The organism is Streptomyces sp. NPDC101166 (genome assembly GCF_044768125.1).
GTDB lineage: Bacteria > Actinomycetota > Actinomycetes > Streptomycetales > Streptomycetaceae > Streptomyces.
Window position 1 is genome coordinate 176,777 of the sequence record NZ_JBIWPF010000002.1, and the last position, 18,690, is coordinate 195,466.

17 protein-coding genes and 1 pseudogene are annotated in these 18,690 nt (G+C 73.7%); 2 read left to right on the forward strand and 16 right to left on the reverse strand.

The genetic code is table 11. The features are described from left to right. Positions 1-114 precede the first annotated feature (114 nt). The 5 genes and pseudogenes from ACIRS4_RS05140 to ACIRS4_RS05160 all read right to left on the reverse strand — a co-directional run. Positions 115-1,068: pseudogene (locus ACIRS4_RS05140) on the reverse strand (YbhN family protein); the annotation flags it as partial. Further along, positions 1,068-2,144, reverse strand: a complete 1,077-nt coding sequence (locus ACIRS4_RS05145) for a methyltransferase domain-containing protein (protein WP_404190209.1) — start codon at positions 2,142-2,144, stop codon at positions 1,068-1,070. The pseudogene ACIRS4_RS05140 and the gene ACIRS4_RS05145, both read right to left, overlap by 1 nt. Next, a complete protein-coding gene (locus tag ACIRS4_RS05150) occupies positions 2,141-3,370 on the reverse strand; it encodes a glycosyltransferase family 4 protein (RefSeq protein ID WP_404190212.1) in 1,230 nt (409 codons plus the stop codon). Before ACIRS4_RS05150 ends, ACIRS4_RS05145 begins: the two co-directional genes overlap by 4 nt. Beyond that, complete coding sequence (locus ACIRS4_RS05155; protein ID WP_130437707.1) at positions 3,367-3,765, reverse strand: 6-carboxytetrahydropterin synthase; 399 nt, start codon at positions 3,763-3,765, stop codon at positions 3,367-3,369. The genes ACIRS4_RS05150 and ACIRS4_RS05155 overlap by 4 nt, the downstream gene beginning before the upstream one ends. 116 nt (positions 3,766-3,881) lie before the next feature. After that, positions 3,882-4,886 (reverse strand): zinc-binding alcohol dehydrogenase, encoded by a 1,005-nt coding sequence (locus ACIRS4_RS05160; protein ID WP_404190215.1) that lies wholly within the window; start codon positions 4,884-4,886, stop codon positions 3,882-3,884. Between the two features lie 108 nt (positions 4,887-4,994). On the opposite strand from ACIRS4_RS05160, the gene ACIRS4_RS05165 reads away from it, so the two are divergent. Further along, entirely contained in the window at positions 4,995-5,756 is a 762-nt protein-coding gene (locus ACIRS4_RS05165) for a CDP-alcohol phosphatidyltransferase family protein (protein ID WP_404190217.1), read from the forward strand. Positions 5,757-5,875: 119 nt separating this feature from the next. On the opposite strand, the gene ACIRS4_RS05170 is transcribed toward ACIRS4_RS05165, so the two are convergent. Further along, the gene (locus tag ACIRS4_RS05170) at positions 5,876-6,454 is read right to left on the reverse strand and encodes a TetR/AcrR family transcriptional regulator (protein WP_404190219.1); all 579 of its coding nucleotides are present in this window, start codon (positions 6,452-6,454) and stop codon (positions 5,876-5,878) included. Positions 6,455-6,525: 71 nt separating this feature from the next. Here ACIRS4_RS05170 and ACIRS4_RS05175 point away from each other — a divergent pair, with 71 nt between their 5' ends. After that, a complete protein-coding gene (locus ACIRS4_RS05175; RefSeq protein ID WP_404190221.1) occupies positions 6,526-7,119 on the forward strand; it encodes a dihydrofolate reductase family protein in 594 nt (197 codons plus the stop codon). 49 nt (positions 7,120-7,168) lie between these two features. Here ACIRS4_RS05175 and ACIRS4_RS05180 read toward each other — a convergent pair whose 3' ends face one another. From ACIRS4_RS05180 to ACIRS4_RS05225, 10 genes are all read right to left on the reverse strand, one after another. Continuing rightward, complete coding sequence (locus ACIRS4_RS05180) at positions 7,169-8,422, reverse strand: MDR family MFS transporter (RefSeq protein ID WP_404191039.1); 1,254 nt, start codon at positions 8,420-8,422, stop codon at positions 7,169-7,171. Then, the gene (locus ACIRS4_RS05185) at positions 8,422-10,221 is read right to left on the reverse strand and encodes an ABC transporter permease subunit (protein ID WP_404190224.1); all 1,800 of its coding nucleotides are present in this window, start codon (positions 10,219-10,221) and stop codon (positions 8,422-8,424) included. Before ACIRS4_RS05185 ends, ACIRS4_RS05180 begins: the two co-directional genes overlap by 1 nt. Before the next feature lie 3 nt (positions 10,222-10,224). Further along, a complete protein-coding gene (locus ACIRS4_RS05190; protein WP_404190227.1) occupies positions 10,225-11,736 on the reverse strand; it encodes an ABC transporter substrate-binding protein in 1,512 nt (503 codons plus the stop codon). Between the two features lie 5 nt (positions 11,737-11,741). Next, positions 11,742-12,317, reverse strand: a complete 576-nt coding sequence (locus ACIRS4_RS05195; RefSeq protein WP_404190230.1) for a GNAT family N-acetyltransferase — start codon at positions 12,315-12,317, stop codon at positions 11,742-11,744. A 212-nt stretch (positions 12,318-12,529) separates the two neighbouring features. Beyond that, on the reverse strand, positions 12,530-15,280 hold the full coding sequence (locus tag ACIRS4_RS05200; RefSeq protein WP_404191042.1) for a hypothetical protein: 2,751 nt from the start codon (positions 15,278-15,280) through the stop codon (positions 12,530-12,532). Between the two features lie 195 nt (positions 15,281-15,475). Next, positions 15,476-16,357: an alpha/beta fold hydrolase gene (locus tag ACIRS4_RS05205; protein WP_404190232.1), complete on the reverse strand. Its 882-nt coding sequence runs from the start codon at positions 16,355-16,357 to the stop codon at positions 15,476-15,478. Between the two features lie 125 nt (positions 16,358-16,482). Further along, positions 16,483-17,061 (reverse strand): TetR/AcrR family transcriptional regulator, encoded by a 579-nt coding sequence (locus ACIRS4_RS05210; RefSeq protein ID WP_404190235.1) that lies wholly within the window; start codon positions 17,059-17,061, stop codon positions 16,483-16,485. A 31-nt stretch (positions 17,062-17,092) separates the two neighbouring features. Continuing rightward, a complete protein-coding gene (locus ACIRS4_RS05215) occupies positions 17,093-17,425 on the reverse strand; it encodes a hypothetical protein (protein ID WP_404190238.1) in 333 nt (110 codons plus the stop codon). A 75-nt stretch (positions 17,426-17,500) separates the two neighbouring features. After that, positions 17,501-17,704, reverse strand: a complete 204-nt coding sequence (locus tag ACIRS4_RS05220) for a DUF397 domain-containing protein (RefSeq protein WP_404190241.1) — start codon at positions 17,702-17,704, stop codon at positions 17,501-17,503. After that, complete coding sequence (locus ACIRS4_RS05225; RefSeq protein ID WP_404190244.1) at positions 17,701-18,645, reverse strand: helix-turn-helix domain-containing protein; 945 nt, start codon at positions 18,643-18,645, stop codon at positions 17,701-17,703. The genes ACIRS4_RS05220 and ACIRS4_RS05225 overlap by 4 nt, the downstream gene beginning before the upstream one ends. Positions 18,646-18,690 lie beyond the last annotated feature (45 nt).

An 18,690-nucleotide genomic window follows, 5' to 3' on the forward strand; every position in this document is an offset into this window, starting at 1 on the left:
CCGGCGGGCCCGCAGGGCGCTGTACCAGCGGACCAGCAGGACCACCGCGCCCGGCAGTGCCGCCGCGAAGGTGAGGACGCCGTAGACGACGGCCACGGACAGGCCGGTGCCCGCGCCGAGGCCCGCAGCGCCGAACGCCCAGGCGGTGACGCCCTCTCGGGGCCCCCAGCCGCCGACGTTCAGCGGCAGTCCCATCGCCAGCAGTGCGAGGACGGCCAGCGGCAGCAGCGCCAGGACGGAGGCGCCGGACCCGGCGACCCGGGCGGCCACGACGAACGTGGCGACGTGCCCGGCGAGGACGACCAGCGACGACAGGGCGACGCCGGGCCCGTTGCGCCGGGACAGCAGCCCCTCGCGCGCCTCGGCCAGCGCCGCCCGGATCCGGCCGCCCTTGCGCCGCGCCGGGGAGTTCATGCGCACGGCGAGGAGGACGGCGAGCGCGCCCACGGCGCCGAGAGCGGCGAGCGGGACGACGTGCCGTACGTCGGCACGCACCGGCGACGGCAGCACCAGCAACACCCCCGCCCCGGCGACGACCAGCGCGAGCTGTCCCGCCGTACGCTCCAGGACGACGGCCCGCACGCCGCGTCCGACGTCCCCGGCGCTCTGCCCGTGCCGCACGGCGCGGTGCACGTCGCCGAGGATGCCGCCGGGCAGGGCGGCGTTGAGGAAGAGGGAGCGGTAGTAGTCGGCGACCGCCGGGCCGAGCGGCAGCCGAATCCGCAGACCGCGCGCCACGAGCGCCCAACGCCAGGCGCTGAACACCGTGGTGACCACGCCGATGCCGACCGCCGCCAGCAAGGTCGGCGCGTCGATCCGCCGCAGCCCGTCCAGGAAGACGCCGGTCCCCATCCGCCACAGCAGGACGGCGAGGATGACGACTCCGGCGAACGTGCCGATGTGGGTGCGGAGAGCGGGGGACTTGAGACGGGCGAGGAAGGGCCGCGCCGGCCCGTCCGCCGTCACCGCGGCGGAGGGTCCGGACAGCCTCACGACCGCGGTCGTGTCCTCGCGCCGTCTCTTGCGCGCGGTGGGGGGCACCTGCGCGTCCGCCGTCTCCGCACCCATCACGCGCCGCCCGTCGGCCGGGCCAGGGCCAGCAGGTCGCTGTGGTGGACGTCGACCCGCAGCTCGCCGGCCGAGCAGGCGGCCAGCCGGCGGGTCAGGTACTCGTCGGCGCGGGAGGCCAGTTCGGGGCGCTGCTCGACGGCGGCGCCGACCCAGCCGCGCAGCCACTGCGCGGTGAGGGCCGCCTGCTCCGGGCCGAGCCGCCAGGCGCTGGGGTTGACCTTCACCGTCGCGCCGCGGTCGGCGAACGCCTCGCAGGCCGCGGTCACCGCGTCGGGGCCGAGGAGGCCGCCGCGCCGCTGATGGTCGTTGAACGCGGAGGCGATCTCCTCGTCCATCGGGTCGGCCTCGCCGAAGTCGACGCGTCCGGCGACCGACAGGGTGAGCAGCGCCGGGCAGCCCGCTCCGGCGCAGGCGGCGGCGAGAGCGTCGATCTCCTCGCGGGTGAGGACGTCGAGCAGCGCCGACGCGGTGACCAGCGAGGCGCCGGCCAGGGCGTCCGGGGTGAGCCGGGCGACGTCCGCGCGCCGCGTCTCGACGGTGACCCGGCTGCCGTCGGCGGCGGCGCGCGGGGAGGCGACGGCGGCGAAATGCAGGAGGTAGGGGTCGCGGTCGTGCAGGATCCAGTGCTGGGGCCCGTCGAGGCGGGGGGCCAGCCAGCGGCCCATCGAACCGGTGCCGCAGCCCAGGTCGTGCACGACCAGCCCGCCGGGGCGGCCCGGCAGGTTGGCGAGCCGGATCCGCAGCGGGTCGAGCAGGTCCATGGCGCGGGCGGCCGCGTCGGCGCTCTCGCGCAGCTGGAGCCACTCGGGGGCATAGCGGGGCGGCTCCTCCGGTCCCGCGTCGTCGCGCAGCCGCACAGTGGGCCGCTCGCCGGGTCGGGTCACGGGGCCCGCGCCGGCGATGACGGCGCAGTCGTCGCCCGCCGGCTGGTCCCGCTTGTCGTCGCTGGTGCTGATGTCGGTGTCCAAGGACGCCTCCCGAGGCCCCGGCTGGGCCGGAACGGCCGATATGGCGGATGTGGCGGGCGTGGCCGCGGCGGGCCGCTCCGCCGGGGTCACCGTCGTCTTGCTCATGCGGCCCTCCGGGGTTCGCTGGGGAGCCGGCCGAGGACGCCGGCCAGGCTCTGGGCGGTGGACGCCCAGCCGTTGAGAGCCGCACGGCGGCCGCGGGCGGCGGCCTTGAGCCGGCGCCGCACATCGGCCTCGCCGAACCAGCCGCGCAGTTCGGCGGCGAGCGCGGCCGGGTCCTCCGGCGGGACGAGGATGCCGGGGACGCCGCCGTCGGGGGCTCGGCCGACCGCCTCGGGCAGTCCGCCGACGTCCGTGGCGAGGACGGGGATGCCGCGCGCGAGGGCCTCCGTGACCGCCATGCCGTAGGTCTCGGCGTAGGAGGTGAGGACCATGAGGTCGGCGCGGGCGTAGGCGGCGTCGAGCGCGGCGCCGGCCTTCGGGCCCGCGAGCTCCAGCCGGTCCTCGAGGCCGTACTTGGCGATCAGGCGACGCAGGTGGTCGACGTACTCGGGGTCCTGGCCGAGGCCGCCCACGCAGGAGCAGGTCCACGGCAGGTCGGTGACCGCGGCGAGCGCCTCGATCAGCCGGTGCTGGCCCTTGCGCGGGGTCACGGAGGCCACGCACAGCAGGCGGGAGACGCCGTCGGTGCCGGAGGCGAGCGGCGCGATGTCGGCGCCGGGGGCGGCGACGTGCACCTTCTCGGGGGCCAGGCCGTGGTGGGAGACGAGGCGGCGGACGGCCCACTCGCTGGTGGCGACCACCGCGGGGACGGCGCGCAGCACCTCGCGTTCCTTGGCGTCGAGCTGGGCCGCCACCTCGGGGGCGATGCCCCGCTCGTCGCCGAGCGGCAGGTGCACGAGGATGACGAGCCGCAGCCGCTCCGCCTCCGGGACGACGATCTCGGGGACGCCGCAGGCGACCAGCCCGTCCATGAGGACGATGGTCCCGTCGGGCAGCTCGCGCAGGGTGCGGGCCAGTTCACCGGCGGCGGCGGCGCCGGGGCGGGGCCACTCGCCGGACACGAGGTGCTTGTGGACCTGCCAGCCGAAGCCCGGCAGGTCGAGGCAGAGCCGCCGGTCGTAGGCGTTGCCGCCGCTGGGGTTCGCCGCGTCGTCGACGCCGCCCGGCATGACGAAGTGCACGGAGCGCAGGGACATGGGGATGATCCCGCCGATCTTGGGAGCTTCCGTTCTCGTGGGCCCGGTCTGCGCGGGCACGGGCACGGTCTGCGCGGGCACATACGCGAGCGGGGCCGGGGGGACGGCCTTCTCCAGGGTCACGTCGGTCACAGCGCACGCTCGTAACTCGCCCAGGCGATGTGCGACTCGTGCAGGGTGACGGAGATGCCGGCGACACCGCGGGCGCCCTCGCCGAGCGCGCCCTTGTGGATCCGCTCGGCGAGCCGGTCGGCGATCACCTTGGCGAGGAACTCGGTGGAGGTGTTCACGCCGGCGAAGTCGGGCTCGTTGTCGAGGTTGCGGTAGTTGAGCTCGCTCACCACTGCTCCGAGCTCCTGGGTCGCCAGGCCGATGTCGACGACGATGTTGTCGTCGTCCAGCTGCTCGCGGCGGAACGTGGCGTCCACCAGGAACGTGGCCCCGTGGAGGCGCTGCGCGGGTCCGAAGACCTCGCCGCGGAAGCTGTGGGCGATCATGATGTGATCGCGGACGGTGACACTGAACAACGGACGACCCTCCAGGTGCGGCGCGTCTGGTCCTCCGGCCATCGGGCGCCGGGGGATGCCGAGTAGTACGGCTCTTCGCTTCCCCGTGTTCAGCCGTCTCTCACTCTTTTCTCAGGTCAGGCGCTTTCGTCGTGGTCGCGGGCGGGATCGGCGTCGTACCTGACGCGATGGCACAGCGCGGGGATCTCCCCCGTGGCGAGCCGTGGCATGACCGCCGGCAGCTCCTCGAAACCGCTTTCTCCGGTGATGAGGGCGTCAAGCGCGGGGTCGGCCAGCAGATCCAGGGCGAGGGCGAGCCGGTCGGCGTAGGTACGGCCGGAGCGGCGCGGGGAGACGGTGCCGACCTGGCTGCTGCGGATGACGAGCCGCCGGGAGTGGAAGGCCTCGCCGAGCGGGAGCGAGACCTGCCGGTCGCCGTACCAGCTCAGTTCGAGGACCGTGCCCTCAGGGCTGAGCAGTTCCAGACAGCGGGCGAGGCCCTGCTCGGTGGCGCTGGCGTGCACGACGAGGTCACAGCCGTCGAGGGCGTCCTCGGGGCGCGCGAAGCCGACGCCGAGCGCCTCGGCGATCTCGGCGCGGGCGGGGTCGGCGTCCACCAGCTGGACGCGGACGCCGGGGAAGCGGGCGAGCAGCGCGGCCACCGAGCAACCGACCATGCCGCCGCCGACGACCGCGATCCGGTCTCCGACGAGGGGCGCGGCGTCCCACAGCGCGTTGACGGCCGTCTCCACGGTGCCGGCCAGGACGGCCCGCGCGGCGGGCACGGAGTCGGGGACGGGCGTCACCGCGCTCGCCGGGACGACGAAGCGGGTCTGGTGGGGGTAGAGGGAGAAGACGGTACGGCCCTTCAGTGCGGCCGGGCCCTCCTCGACCAGGCCCACGTTGAGGTAGCCGTACTTCACCGGCGCCGGGAAGTCGCCTTCCTGGAACGGCGCCCGCATCGCGGTGTGCTGGCTCTCGGGCACGCCGCCGCGGAAGACGAGCGTCTCGGTGCCACGGCTGACACCCGAATACAGGGACCGTACGACGACCTCGTCGGGCGCCGGATCCGGCAGGGTGAGGTCACGGATCTCGCCATGACCGGGCGAACCGATCCAGAACGCACGTGCGGTGCGGTTCATCGGCGTCCTCCTGAACGATCGGGAACTTGTTCACGTACCGAGGTGTGGCACAGGTCGCGCACAGTACGCGGCCTTGATCGACTCTGTCACCTGGCCGGAGGATGTGCGGTGGCCCTGAACAACACTTACGACGCGAGGCTGGTCCAGCAGGAGACCGCTGTGGGAGCGGGCGTGCAGGTCCTGTTGCTGGCCTTCCTCGGCACGGCGATCGGCATGGGGCCGGCGGGCTGGGTGACCGGGCTCGTCTTCGCCGTCGCCACCTGGGCGGTGCTCTCCCGCGCGCTGCACCGCTCCCGGTTGCGCTCCTTCGGCCCGGCCAACCGGGTCACCCTCGGCCGCGCCACGCTGGTCGGCGGGGTGACCGCGCTGGTTGCGGACTCCTTCGTCAGCGCGCCGCCGGTGTCCCTGCTGGTCGGGCTGACCGCGGTGGCCCTGATCCTGGACGGCGTGGACGGCAAGGTCGCCCGCCGCACCGGCACGTCGACGGCGCTGGGCGCGCGGTTCGACATGGAGGTCGACGCGTTCCTGATCCTGGTGCTCAGCGTGTACGTGTCGATGGAGCTGGGCCCGTGGGTGCTGCTGATGGGCGGCATGCGCTACGCCTTCGTCGCCGCGGCCCGCGTCGCCCCGTGGCTGAACGCCCCGCTCCCGCCGAGCATGGCCCGCAAGACGGTCGCCGCGATGCAGGGCGTCTGCCTGCTGGTCGCGGGCGCGGACCTGCTCCCGTACGCCGCCAACTTCGGTGTCGCCCTGCTCGCCCTGACCCTGCTGCTGTGGTCCTTCGGCCGCGACGTCCTGTGGCTGTGGCGCACCTCCCGGGTCCTGCCGGCCGCCCCCGCGGAGCCTCGCCTGGAGCTGGCCACGCGCTGACCACCGACCCCTGCCAGGGGGCCAGGACTTGACGGCGAAGGGCCCGTACCGCTCTCACGGTTCGGGCCCTTCGCCGTTGTCGGTGCCGCCCGTGCACGCCACCGCCGACGGGGGGGCGTCTACTCCGCCGCCACGATGCGTTCGACCGCCGCCGCGACCAGCTCGTCGCGTTCGGCCTCGGTGAAGACGTCCGGCAGGGTGAGCTGTTCGACGATCAGCCAGTTCAGCGTCAGCATCAGCAACTTGACGGCCATGGCGTCGCCGGGGAGGCCGGACGCCTCGTGATGGGCGACGTTGGCGTCGACGTCGGCCCGCACCCGTTCGGTGAGGACCGTGCGCAGTTCGGGGCGGCGGGTGGCCTCCAGGCGCAGTTCGAGCAGCGCCAGGTATCCGGTGCGGAACGCGGCGACCCGGCCCACGAGTTCACGCATCAGCTCCACGTACGTCTCCCGGTCGCGGCCGGCCGTCCGCTGCCGGGCGATCGTGGCTTCGTCGGGCTGGAGCCGTTCGTAGACCCGGGCGCCGGCCTGGGTGAGCAGGTCGTCGCGGCTGGCGAAGTAGTTGGACGCGGTGCCGACGGGCACGGCGGCCTCGGCGTCCACCGCGCGGAACGTCAGCCCTCGCGCGCCCTGCGCGGCCAGCACCTCGATCGCGGCATCGACGAGCGCCGCCCGTCGTTGCTCGTTCCGTCTCACCATTGACACCACTCCATGTGTAGTACTACGTTCACACCACTACAGAGAGAGTACTACGTATGGAGTTATCCCGGATGCGAAAGCTCGTGTACTACATCGCCGTCACCCTCGACGGCCGGATCGCCGGCCCCGGCGGCGAGTTCGACTTCTACCCGGCCGGGGACGAGCGGCAGGCCGCCGCCTACGCCGCCTGGACCAACGCCCTGTACCCCGAGACGGTCCCGACCGCCTTCCGCGCCGCCGTCGGGCTCAGCGACGCGCCCAACCGGCACTTCGACACCGTCGTCATGGGCCTGGGCAGTTACCGTCCCGCCCTGGACGCGGGCATCACCAGTCCGTACGCCCACCTGCGGCAGTACGTGGTCTCCAGCACGCTCGACCCCGACGTCGACCCGGCCGTCACCGTCGTCCCCGGCGACCCGCTCGCCCTCGTCCGCGAGCTCAAGCGGGAGGAGGACGCCGCTCTGGACGTCTGGCTCTGCGGCGGCGGCAAGCTCGCGGGCGCCGTCCTGCCCGAGATCGACGAACTGGTGATCAAGAGCTATCCGGTGGTGGCCGGCGCGGGCATCCCGGTCTTCGACGGCGCCTTCGACCCCACGGTGTTCGACGTCGCCGAGCGCACCGCGTTCCCCAGCGGCGTCACCCTCACCCACCTCACCCGGCGCTGAACGAGCCCGCGGGCCGTGCGGCCGGCGGCCGCCTCGTCGGCGGGGCGCGTCAGCCGCGCGCGCCGACGGGGCACGGCGGGGCGGGCGGACGGCGCGGGAGCAGCGTCAGCGCCGCCGCCGGGACGGCCGCCAGGACGAGCCACGGCGCGGCCGGCGGCAGGCCGGCGTCCAGCAGGGCGCCCGTCGCCGCGCTGCCGGCCAGCACGATCAGGCCGGACACCGAGGACAGCGCTCCGGTGTAGAGACCCAGGCGGCCCTCCTCCGCCAGGTCGGGCACCCAGGCCCGGGCCGCGGGGGCGACGAGCATCTGGCCGAGGGTGAGCAGGACGACGAAGCCCGTCGCCGGCAGCAGTCCGCTCACCCCGGTCGCCCCGGCGGGGGCCGCCGCGGCGACGACCGCGAAGCCGCCCGCGATGAGCGCCAGTCCGGCCGCCATGGAGCGGCGCAGGGTGAGCCGGTCCCCCACCCATCGGGTGACCGGCAGCTGCGCCGTCACCACCAGCAGCGAGGACAGCGCGAACAGCCACGCCAGCGGCCCCTGCGACCCGGCCGCGCGCTCCACCTCCGCGGGCAGCGCGAGATAGAGCTGGTTGTAGGCGAGGAGGTACGCGCCGTACGCGCAGCACAGCGCGAGGAAGCGCCGGTTGCGCAGCAACGGGCCGATCCCGCCCCGCAGCCGGACCCGCTCCCGGCCGGGGATGCGCTGCGGCAGCAGCAGGGCGTGCCCGGCGAGGACGAGGACGAAGATCCCCGCGCCGGCCAGGCAGACGGCACGGAAGTCGACCGACAGCAGCAGCGCGCCCAGCAGCGGGCCGAGGAACGCCCCGGCCTGCCCGGCGACCGTGAACAACGCCAGCACCCTGGTGCGCGAACCGGCCCCCGACTCCTCCCGCACGACGGCCTGCCGGGCCACCTCGGACTCGACGGCGGGCGAGAACAGCGCGGCGGCGAATCCGATGAGCAGCACCGCCGCGATCACCGACCAGGGCTGTCCGGCGTACCCCAGCCAGCCGAACCCGGCGATGCGCAGCAGGCATCCGGCCAGGACGACGGGCCGGATGCCGTACCGGTCGGCCAGCGCGCCGCCCACCACGAACAGCCCCTGCTGGCTGAAGGTCCGCAGCCCAAGCACGAACCCGACCGTCCAGCCCGCCATGCCGACGGCCCCGCCCAGATGCTCCGCCAGGAAGGGCAGCACGGCGAAGAAGCCGATGTTGAAGGCGAGCTGAGTGGCTATCAGGAGCTTGAGAAGAGGAGTCAGTCGAGCCCTGCCCGTGTCAGGGCGCAGGGCGGAGAGGGTCATCACGTCCCCGCCAACTCCGCTTCTGCCGGGACGCGTTCCGCCACGGGTGCCGTCGTGTGCCCCTCTCGTCGCCATCGCCGTCGCGATGGCAGTCGCACGCCGCCCGCCGCCGTCACGGCGAGCGCACCGAGCAGGGCGAGAACGGCGGCCGGTGCCAGGACGGCCCAGGGGGCGCGTTCGGCGTAGGGCTGGTTCTCGGCGAGCAGCAACCCCCACTCGGGGGACGGGGGTTGGGCGCCGAGCCCCAGGAAGCCGAGGGAGGCCAGGGCGAGGGCGACGCCGGGCAGGCGCAGCAGCGCGTGGCGGGCGACGGGCGGGAGGACGGCCGGCAGGAGTTCGCTCCGCAGCAGGTACCAGGGTCCGGCGCCGAGGGCCCGGGTCGCGGTGAGGTGGACGGTGGCGCGTTCCTCGCTCAGCAGTGCTGAGGTGTGCGCGGCGAGCGGGGCCCAGGCGACGACGGCGACGGCGAGGACGGGCGTGCTCGCGCCGCTGCCGGTGACCGCGGTGACGAAGAGCGCGGCGAGGACGGGCGGCACGGCGTTGACGGTGTCGACGAGCGGCCCGGACAACGCCGGCAGCAGTCCGAGCAGCACGCCGGCGATCAGCGCGAGGGCGGTGACGGCGAGGGCGAGGAGCAGGGTGTCGAGTGCGCCGTGGGCGACCCGGGCGAGGACGTCCCGGCCGAGGGCGTCGGTGCCGAACGGGTGGGCGGGCGAGGGCGACTTCAGGCGGGCCACCGTGTCGAGGGCGAGCGGGTCGCGTGGCAGACCGAGGGCGATGACGCCGAGCAGGAGAGCGCCGTAGGCAAGCGGCAGGACCGCGCGGGCCGGCGGCGTCGGCCGGTGCAGGCTGTGCAGCGCGCCGTCGCGCAGCGCGGGGCCGATGAGGCGGCGGGCGGCGAGACGGGCGAGGACGGTGGTGAGGGCGGCGAGGGCGACCAGGGCCAGGGTGCCGGCCTGGAGCACGGGCAGGTCCTGGGCGAGCGCGGCCTGGAGGGTGGTGCGGCCGAGGCCGGGGATGTCGAAGATCTTCTCCACGGCGACCGATCCGCCGGTCAGGCCCACGACGAACAGCCCGAGGTTGGGCAGCAGTCCAGGAACGCACCGGCGCAGGGCCTGGCGTGCGATGCGATGGCCGGGCAGCCCTCGGGCCGCCGCTGCCAGCGCCCACGATTCGCCGAAGGCGCCGGGGAGTTGGTCGTCGAGGAGCCGCCCGAGGACCGCGCCGGCGGGCAGGCCGAGGGCGAGCGCCGGCAGCACGGTCCACTGCGGGCCGTACCAGCCGAGGGCGGGCAGCCAGCCCCACTGGACGCCGACGACGGTGGCGAGGACGGACGCGGTGAGGAACTCGGGGAGCGCCGCGAGGACCGCGGAGGCCGATCCGCCGGCCCGCCGCCCGTCCAGGCGTCGCGCCGCGCCGAGGCGCAGGGTGCGTGCGCAGACGGCCGCGGCGGTGACCAGGGCGACGAGGAGGGCCACCGTCACCAGCAGCAGCGAGACGCCGAGTGCCTGGAGCAGGGCGGGCATGACGTCGGAGCCGGAGATCCACGACCGTCCGGCGTCCCCGCGGGGCAGCCCGGCGAGCCACTGGCCGAGCAGACGCACCGGGCCTTCGTCCAGGCCGAGTTGGGCACGGATGTGGGCGAGTGTCTCGGGAGTGGGGTCGCGGTCGGCGGACCGCGCCTTGAGGACCGTCAGCGCCGGGTCCGTGTGCGAGAGCCAGGGCAGCAGCCCGATCCCGCACACCAGCAGCGCGGCCAGTACGGCGCGCCACAGCAGCGCGCGCAGCCTGCTCCCCATGGCTCAGCGCCGGGTGCCGGTGCCGACGAGGGTGCGCTCGTAGGGATCGAGGATCACACCGCTCGCCTCGGCGCCGACGCCCGTGATGACACGCTGGTGGACCAGCGGCACGACGGCGTCGGTGCCGAGGACGGCGGCCTCGGCGGCCATGACCGCGTCCTGTCGCTTCGCCGTGTCGGCGACGCCCTGCGCCTTCGCGACGGCCTGGTCGACCTTCTTGTCGCAGAGCTGGGCGAGGTTGTAGCTCCCGGCGCAGGTGTAGTCGCTGCTGAGGACCGCGACCGGGTCGCCGGTGTCGAGGAGGCTATTGCGGGCCCCGACGACGGCGTCGAACTTCCCGGCGAGGGCGTCGCTCTCCAGGCGTGAGTACTCGCGCACCTCCAGCTTGACCTTGAAGCCGGCCTTCTCCAGCTGCTGTTTCAACACCTGTGCCACTTCGGGAAGTTCGGGCCGGTTGTCGTAGGTGGCGAGGGTGATGGGGGTGCCGGCGGGCTTGCCGGCCGGGGCCCGGCCGATCGGCGGGACGCGCTTGCCCTGGGCCCAGGTCAGGGCGGGTCCGTAGATGCCGGCGCCGGCGTCGGCGTGGCCTTCGTAGACGCCCTTGGCGAGGACGGAGGCGTCGACGGCTTCGCGGGCGGCGGCGCGCAGCGAAGGGTCCTTGAAGACGCCGGACTTGGCGTTGAGCTGCAGGCTGGTGGTGCGGGTGGTGGCGGTCTCGCGGCGGGTGTCCGCTTCGAGGGTGGCGGCCTGCGACACGGGGATCGCCTCGGCGACGTCGACCTGTCCGGTGCGCAGGGCGTTGGCCCGGGCGGTGCCGTCGGCGATGAAGCGGGCGTCGATGCCGGACGCCTGGGCGCGGCCGCCCCAGTAGTCGTCGAAGCGGTCGAGGTCGGCGCTGGTGCTGCCGTTGACCTTGGTCAGCCGGAAGGGGCCGGTGGCGGTGCCGACCGGGTCGGCGGCGCCCTTGGCGTCGTAGGCCTTGGGGGCGAGGACGGCGAGGCTCGGGCTGGACAGACGCAGCGGCAGCGCCGGGTCGGGGGCGGCGGTGGTGACGCGGACGCCGGTGGCGCCGTCGGCCTCGGCGGTGAGGGCGACGCCGGAGAGGGCGGCGGGGGCGGGCTCGGCCCGGGTGGCGTGGGTGAGGGAGGCTGCTACGGCGGCCGGGGTGAGTGCGGTGCCGTCCTGGAAGTCGGCCTCGCGCAGGGTGAACAGCCAGGTGCGGTCGTTCTCACGGCGCCAGGAGGAGGCGAGCGCGGGGGCGGCCGCGCCGTTGCCGTCGAGGGCGGTCAGGCCCTCGGTGACGCCGAGCCGGCTGAGGAGGGTGGCGTCGGCGCCGTACGGAGAGAGGTTCTCGGCGGGCGGGAAGGCCAGGGCGACCCGCAGCCGGGACCCGTCCTTCGCGTCGGCCGCCTCACCGCTGCCGCCGCCGGAGGCGAAGCAGCCGGACAGGAGCGGGGCGAGCGTCGGGGCGAGCACGAGGGTGGCGGCGAGCCGCCGACGGCGGGGGAAGCGCATGGGATTTACCGGCCTATGACGTGGTGGGGTGCGGGTGCGTCGGAGCGGAGGGCGTCGAAGGGGACGTCGAAGTGCACGACTTGGTGGGCGGCGCCGGGGTTCTCGCGCTCGTCGTGCACGACGGTTCCGATCGACCGCCAGAAACCTTCGGCGCCTTCGACCGACGGGTCCGTGTGCAGGTAGACGGAGCGGTAGCCGCCGTCCGCCGCCGCGAAGGCGAGCAGGTCGGCGACCAGCCGCCGGGCGAGTCCGCGCCGGCGGTGTGCGCGGCGGACGTACACGCGACGCAACTGCGCGGTGGCGCCGGACGGATAGCGCTCGGCGATGTGCCGGGGGTTCGGCGGATGCAGCGGACCGCGCGAGTTCAGCGCGCCCGTGGCGACGACCTCGCCGTCCGCGTCCAGCGCGACCAGCAGCGTGTGCCGGTCGGGGATCAGGTACGCGGCGGCCGGATCGATGATGTCGCCGTGCCAGCGCGGCACGTACCCGGTGCCGAAGTCGCGGTAGACGGTGTCGAGCATGAGGGCCCGGGCTCCGTCGAGGTCGCAGGGGCGGGCGGTCTGAATGCAGTAGTCAGGCACTTGCACATCATAGGCAGTAAGCGGAAACCACTTGATCACTTGCCCTCCTCCCCGCCGGCTCGACACCCCTCAACTTACCCACATGATATTCATTTTCAAAACCAGGGCGGAGTGTGACGCGCGCGACCCTGCGACAACGCGGGGCCCGGACGAACCGGACCCCGCGCCACGGGGCGCTCACCACCCCTTCGTTCATCGCCCTGCCATGGCGCTCACGGCTGGTCGAGCACCGTCCCCGTCAGCACCGGCCTGTCGGGCAGCGGCTCGGCGCGGCGGTCGGTCAGCGCGAGACGCGTCGATTCGGCCGGCTCGGCCACCTGGTCCCGCACGGTCGGCACGGCGAAGTCCACGCCGGTGCTCCCGGGCGGGATGTTGAGCCACACCCACAAGTGCGCGTCGGAGAGCGGCCGCTCGGGGTCGGGCACGTCACCGGAGAAGTCCTTGAGCCACCGCGGGTCCACGTCCTTCGTGGACAGCTCGGCTCCCTGGGTGACCGGAAGCACCCGCACCGGCTCCCAGAGGTCCGCCGCCGCGGGCGCGTCCACGGACAGCCGCCAGGTCAGCGTCCCGCCCTCGCTCACCCGGTCAGCGACCGGCGACAGGGTGACCACCGGCGCGGGGTCGTCGTTCTTCACGGTGATCCCGCCCCGGTGCTTGCCGACGACGGCGCCCCGAACGGCCTTGACGGCGATGTCGTGTTCCACGTCGTCGCCGTAGGCCGTGTCGCCCTTCACCTCGACCGGCACGTCGACCGTGTCGCCACCGGGCCGTACGGTCACGAGGCGGTTCTCGGCCCGGCCGCCGGCGGGGTCGATGACGTACACGCGGACCTGCCCGCCGCCGTGCCCGGAGACCTCGACGGGGATGCGGTAGGTGCGGGTGCCCGAGTCGCCCTCCTCGACCATGGCGCGGCCCACGTCGACACGCGCCAGTGCGGTCGCCTTCACCGCCGAAGTGCCGGGCGCCCAGCCCCAGGCGTCCATCAGCCAGGCCTGCCCGGACCGTGAACGGGGCGTCAGCTCGAGGGATTCGACGTGCCCGAGGTCGAGCCCGGCGCGGGTCGCGGCCGACAGCGGGACGCGCAGCTCCTGAGCCCAGTGGGAGGCGGTGTTCGCGGAACCCGGGAGCCCGTCCACCCGGACCGAGCCCAGCGTCACCCGACGGTCAGAGGAGTCGGTGACGGACACGTCGAACGTCGTGCCGGTGGTGTTCGGCGGCACGAAGACCCGGAGCGCGAGCTTCTGGGAGCCGCGGAGGGAGAGCGGCACGGCCGGGGTGACACGCGCGGCCGCGCCCGGAACGGACCACTTCAGGTGCACCGCGCTGCGACCGGTCTCCTGTTGCGTCTCCCACGACGCGAAGTGCGGTGACGATCCGGCGGCATCCGGGTCCAGACAGGCCACGGCCGGGTCGGGGTCGACCGCCGAACACAGCCGGGCGCCGGTCACCTGCGCCCCGCCGTCCGGCAGGAAGCCGGCGCTGCGGCGGCCGCCGACCGCGTGGGTCAGCACCCGGGCCGGGTCGGCGGACGGGGCCCGCCGGCCGGAACCGTCGAGCAGCGGGAGCACCCGGTCGTCGCCGGCGAGGAAGAGCCGGGCCGCGGCGGCGATGTACGTGGCGCCCGCCTTGTGCTGCTGGGCGGCGGTCAGCCGGGTCGCGGCGCCCGGCGCGCACACCGGGTCCGGCTGCTCCGGGTCGTCGCCGAAGTCGTCCCTGGCCGATGCGACGGCCTCGCCCGGGGTCCACTCGCTGTTGAAGTAGTTGTGGTTGGCGCCGACCATGTAGACCGCGCTGTGCAGAGCCGTGCCCCGGCTGACCCCGCGCGTCCCGTCGACGAAGCCCTCGCCCTGAAGGTCCGACACATCGCCGTCGCAGCCCGGCAGCAGCGTCACGGACGGCACGTCGGCGACCGGGTTCTGGCCGAAGATCGTCGGGCCGATGAGCACGGTCCCTCGCACCTTCCAGCGCACCGGACCCCGGTAGCCGTCCTCGGCGGCCGGCGGCGGGTAGAGGCTGTCCATGGCGGCCCGGTTGACGCCCTCGCCACCGCGCGAGTGGCCGACGAGCAGGACTCGGGAGAGGTCCGCCTTCACCGCCTCGCGTACGACGGCCGGGGCGGTGGAGCGGTGGGCACTCCAGTCGGCCCAGTGGGCGAGGTGCTGCCGTACCAGCGAGGAACGCGCCTGCGCGCCGGCGTCCTCGGTCTCCAGGTCCTGGGCGTTGACGCCGTTCGCCGAGATCGACACCGTCACATAGCCCTGGGAAGCCAGCAGTCGCTGGTCGCGCAGATGACCCAGGTAGCTCGGTATCGGCTTGTAGCCGTCCGCGCAGGGCCAGTCACCGTTGATGTCGTCCTCGGAGCCCGGCTTGTAGCAGGTGTCGTGGCGGCCGTGCAGGAACAGCGCCAGCGGCCGGCTGCCGGCGGCGTTCTTCGGCGCCACCACCTGGGCGCGCATCTCCACCGGGGTGGCGTATCCGGGCAGGCGCACCGGGTCGAGGTCGTACTCGCCGGCGACCGTGCGGTACGCGCCGGGTTCGCCCGGGTCGACGCCGTTCGCCGGCGCCTGCGCGGGCATCCGTGCCACGCGCGAGCCGGAGCCGGGGGTGTCGTCGGCCGACACGTCCAGCCGGCGCCCCGCGGCGGTGACTTGCAGGTCCGTCAACTGCTCGGGCCGTATCTCTTTCTCTTCGAGGCCGAGCCGGAAGGTCCGCCCGTCCCTCGCCGGCTTGGGCACCCCCAACGGACGGTCCCCGGCCCGGAACTCGACTCTCGCATCACCCATGGGCACGGCCTTCGGCGCACGCCAGACCAGCTCACGCGTCCCGGCCTCCCCGTCGATCCGCCACCCCGGCGGGAGCGGGTCGCCCTTCACCGCTTCCAACAACATTGATTCATAAGGCTGTTGAGCCTGTGCCGGTCCGGACGAGGCCACCAGGGCCGCCAGCACCGCCACGACGGTCACACCTGTTCGCCGGGCATGGATCAATGACCCTCTCCTCAAAACCCCTTGCGCAGAAGCCCCGTCGGTCCCGGAGCGTCTTTCGCGTCACCTAGGACGGGGAAGGGCGAGGGTGGGTTGTGTGTGCGGCCGCACGGCTGTGAGTCCCTGCCCCCGTCGGCGACGGCGGGAGCAGGGGCGGGGCGGAGCGGGGGCCTGCTATCGGTTCGCGGCCAGGAACGGCAGGACGACGTCGGCCATCTCGTCGGGCACCTCCTCCGCGAGGTCGTGGCCCGCGTCGAAGACGTGTCCGGTGACGTCATGGGCGACGAACCGCGCCTGGGACTCGTTGCGTTCGCCGATGAAGGCGGAACCGCCGAGCGCGAGGACGGGGATGTCGAGCTTCCGCCGGGCGGCACTCCGGTTCTGCGCGGCGTCGGTGAGCATCGCCCGGTAGACGGCGAGCATCGCGCGGATGCCGCCGGGCATGGAGTAGCAGCGCACGTACTCCTCGATGGCGTCGGAGGTGGCGGTGTCGGGGTGACTGCGCTCGTTCTTGATCATGTAGGTGATCAGTTCGCGTTCGTGCCCGGCGATCAGCATCTCGGGGACGTCGGGCTGGAAGTAGAAGCCCAGGTGCCACAGGTGCATGCCGCTGGAGACGTTCTCGGGGGTGAGGGCCGTGTGGTCCTCGAAGCCGAAGCCGGGGAACAGGGCCTCGGCGAAGACCAGGGAGGTGGCGTGGTCACGGTGGCGGGCGGCGAGCTGGTAGCCGATCACCGCGCCCCAGTCCTCGCCGACCACGGCGTAGGTCTCGTGTCCGAGACGGTCCATCAGCTCGGCGACGTCGTCGCTCATCGTCGCGGAGTCGTAGCCGTCCGCGGGGCGGGCGGAGTCACCGAGGCCACGCAGGTCGGGCACGACGACGGTGTGGTGGGGCGTCAGCTTCGGGACCAGGTGACGCCAGTGGTAGCCGGTCTTGGGCACGCCGTGCAGGAGCACCACGGCGGGGCCGGCCCCGGCCGTCCGGTAGTGCAGGCTCGTTCCGTTCACGGCGGCGCGGCCGGTGCGCAGGGGGGCTGTCGTGTGGTCGTACATCATGACGTGGCTCTTTCCTGGCTGCGGTGGGTCGGTGGGGGTGTCGTCGCAGCCCGTGGGGGATGTTTTTCTTTATCGAGCGTTACAGAATCGAGGCATGGAAAACGTCCGGCCGAGGCGGTGGGGCCTCAGTCGAGGGCGGTCAGCGCGACCTCCACGAGGGGTTCGAGGGCGGTCGCGTCCGGCGTGATCTTCGAGGAGACCAGCAGCCCGTTGAGGAAGGTGACCAGGAACGCGGCGACGGCGTGCGGGTCGTGCCGCGCCGCGATCTCACCACGCTCCATCCCGGCCCGCAGCACCTCGGTGAGCGCTTCCCGGGCGGCGTCCTGCATGTCGCGTACGGTGCGCCGGGTCGCCTCGTCCTGAGGAACCCGCTCACAGACGGCGTTGACGGCCAGACAGCCCTGGCCGCCGCTCCTGACGGCGATGCGGATCCGCTCCGTCAGCAGCGCACGGACCGCCGCGCGGGCGTCCGTCCCCTCCTCCAGGCTCCGCAGGGCGGCTGCCGCGAGGGTGGTGCGGTAGTGCTCCAGCGCGGCCCGGTACAGGCCGTCCTTGCCGTCGAACGCGGCATACAGGGACCCTTGCCCGATCCCCAGGTGCTGGGTCAGATCGCGCACCGAGGTCGCCTCGTAGCCGCGCGTCCAGAACAGCTCCATGGCGCGGCTCACCGCCGCCTCGGTGTCGAATTCCCGGGTCCTTGCCATGACCTCACGGTAACGTATCTGGATCGCTCGCTCAAGAATAGGGATCGAGGGCCGCCACGATGTCCGGCGGAGCCCCGTCCGCGAGGGCGTCGTGCACCCCGGTCCGTATCCAGTCGGCCTGGTTGTCGTCGGCTTCGGCGACCGCCGAGGCGATGAGCCTCATGGCGGCCGCCGTCCCCACCCGGGCCAACGTTTCCGCCGTCTGCCGGGTCACCGCCGTGTCCTCGGCGTCCAGCAACAGCCCCAGCACCGCTTCCGCGACTTCGGGGACGTCGACGAAGGCAGCGAGGTCACGTCCGGCACGGGCACGTTGCGGCCACGAAGGCGAGGTGGCCCGGGCCAAGGCCGCGTTCAACTCGGTCATGAGTGTCATGCTCCGAACGGACCCGGCGGCGGCGCATGATGCCGCGCGCCGCCGGGACACATGGGTTCGGGCCGTTCAGGCCTCCGTGAAGGGCCTCGCGGAGTCCAAGGCCCCCACGAAACGCGCCCAGCCCTCACGCCCGACGGCGAAGTGCGGTCGCGTCACGTCCTTGGAGTCCCGCACGCACACGGCCTGTCGGGTGACGGCGACCTCGACACAGTCGTCGCCCTGACTGCCGCTGTAGCTGGACTTGAACCACGCCGGTTCGGTCGCGCTCATAGTTCTCCTCGGAGTCGCTCCAGCAGGCGCCGCGATTCCTTGGCGTTCAGGGCCTGCGAGCGCAGTGTGTCATAGCGCTGCCTGAGGAGCCTCACCTCTTTCGCGCGGGAGATCAGACGGCCGTTCTGCTGGCCTTCGGAGTAGGCGAGCCACTGCCCCTTCGGCGTCTCCAACAGGCGAACCGGCCCGTCCAGGCAGGCGTGCAGTCCGGCCTCCAGCGGCACGATCTGCAGCGACACGTTGCGCGGCGCGGTCAGCTCCAGCACATGGTCGAACATGCCCCGCATCTGCTCCGCGTCCCCGAACCGCCGCCTGAGGACGTGCTCTTCGACGATGAAGCCGTACGGCGTCGTGGGCCGCGCGGTGAGCATCCGCTGCCGCTCCATCCGGCTCTCCATGTAGCTCTGCAACCGGCTGTCCGGCACGAGCGGGACGGTCCCCTCGAACACCGCCCGCGCGTACGCCGCCGACTGCAACAGGCCCGGCACCAGGCGGCATTCGTAGGTGTACAGGCCCACGGCCTTCCGCTCCAGCCGGGCCCACTCCCGGAACCAGGCCGCCAGGCCCACGTCGCCCCGCGTCACGAACTTCGCCGAGGCGCGCAGCGCTCCCGTGTTCCCGGACACCTCCTCCGCCCGCTCGACGTACGCCTCGTCGGCCATACGCCGCCCCAACTCCACGGACTCCACGGTGTGCTTGGAGAAGCGGACGAGCTCGGCGAACTCGGCCCGGCTGTACCCCGCGTGCTCGCGGAGCGCCCGACTGACGGCGCCCCAGGTGCGCAGACTGTCCGAGGGATCGGGCTCACGGGCCGGCTCGCAGTCGCCGGAACCGTCGTCGCCCCCCTCGTCGTCGTCCCCGTAGAGGAAGCCGCCGTCGTCGGCCGTGCCCTCCTCGAAGCCTTCGACGTCGCCGTCCATGCTCATGCCGCTGTCGGTCATGCGCGGCCACCTCCCGTTCACGTACGCGCTGTTCCTGGCCCCCAC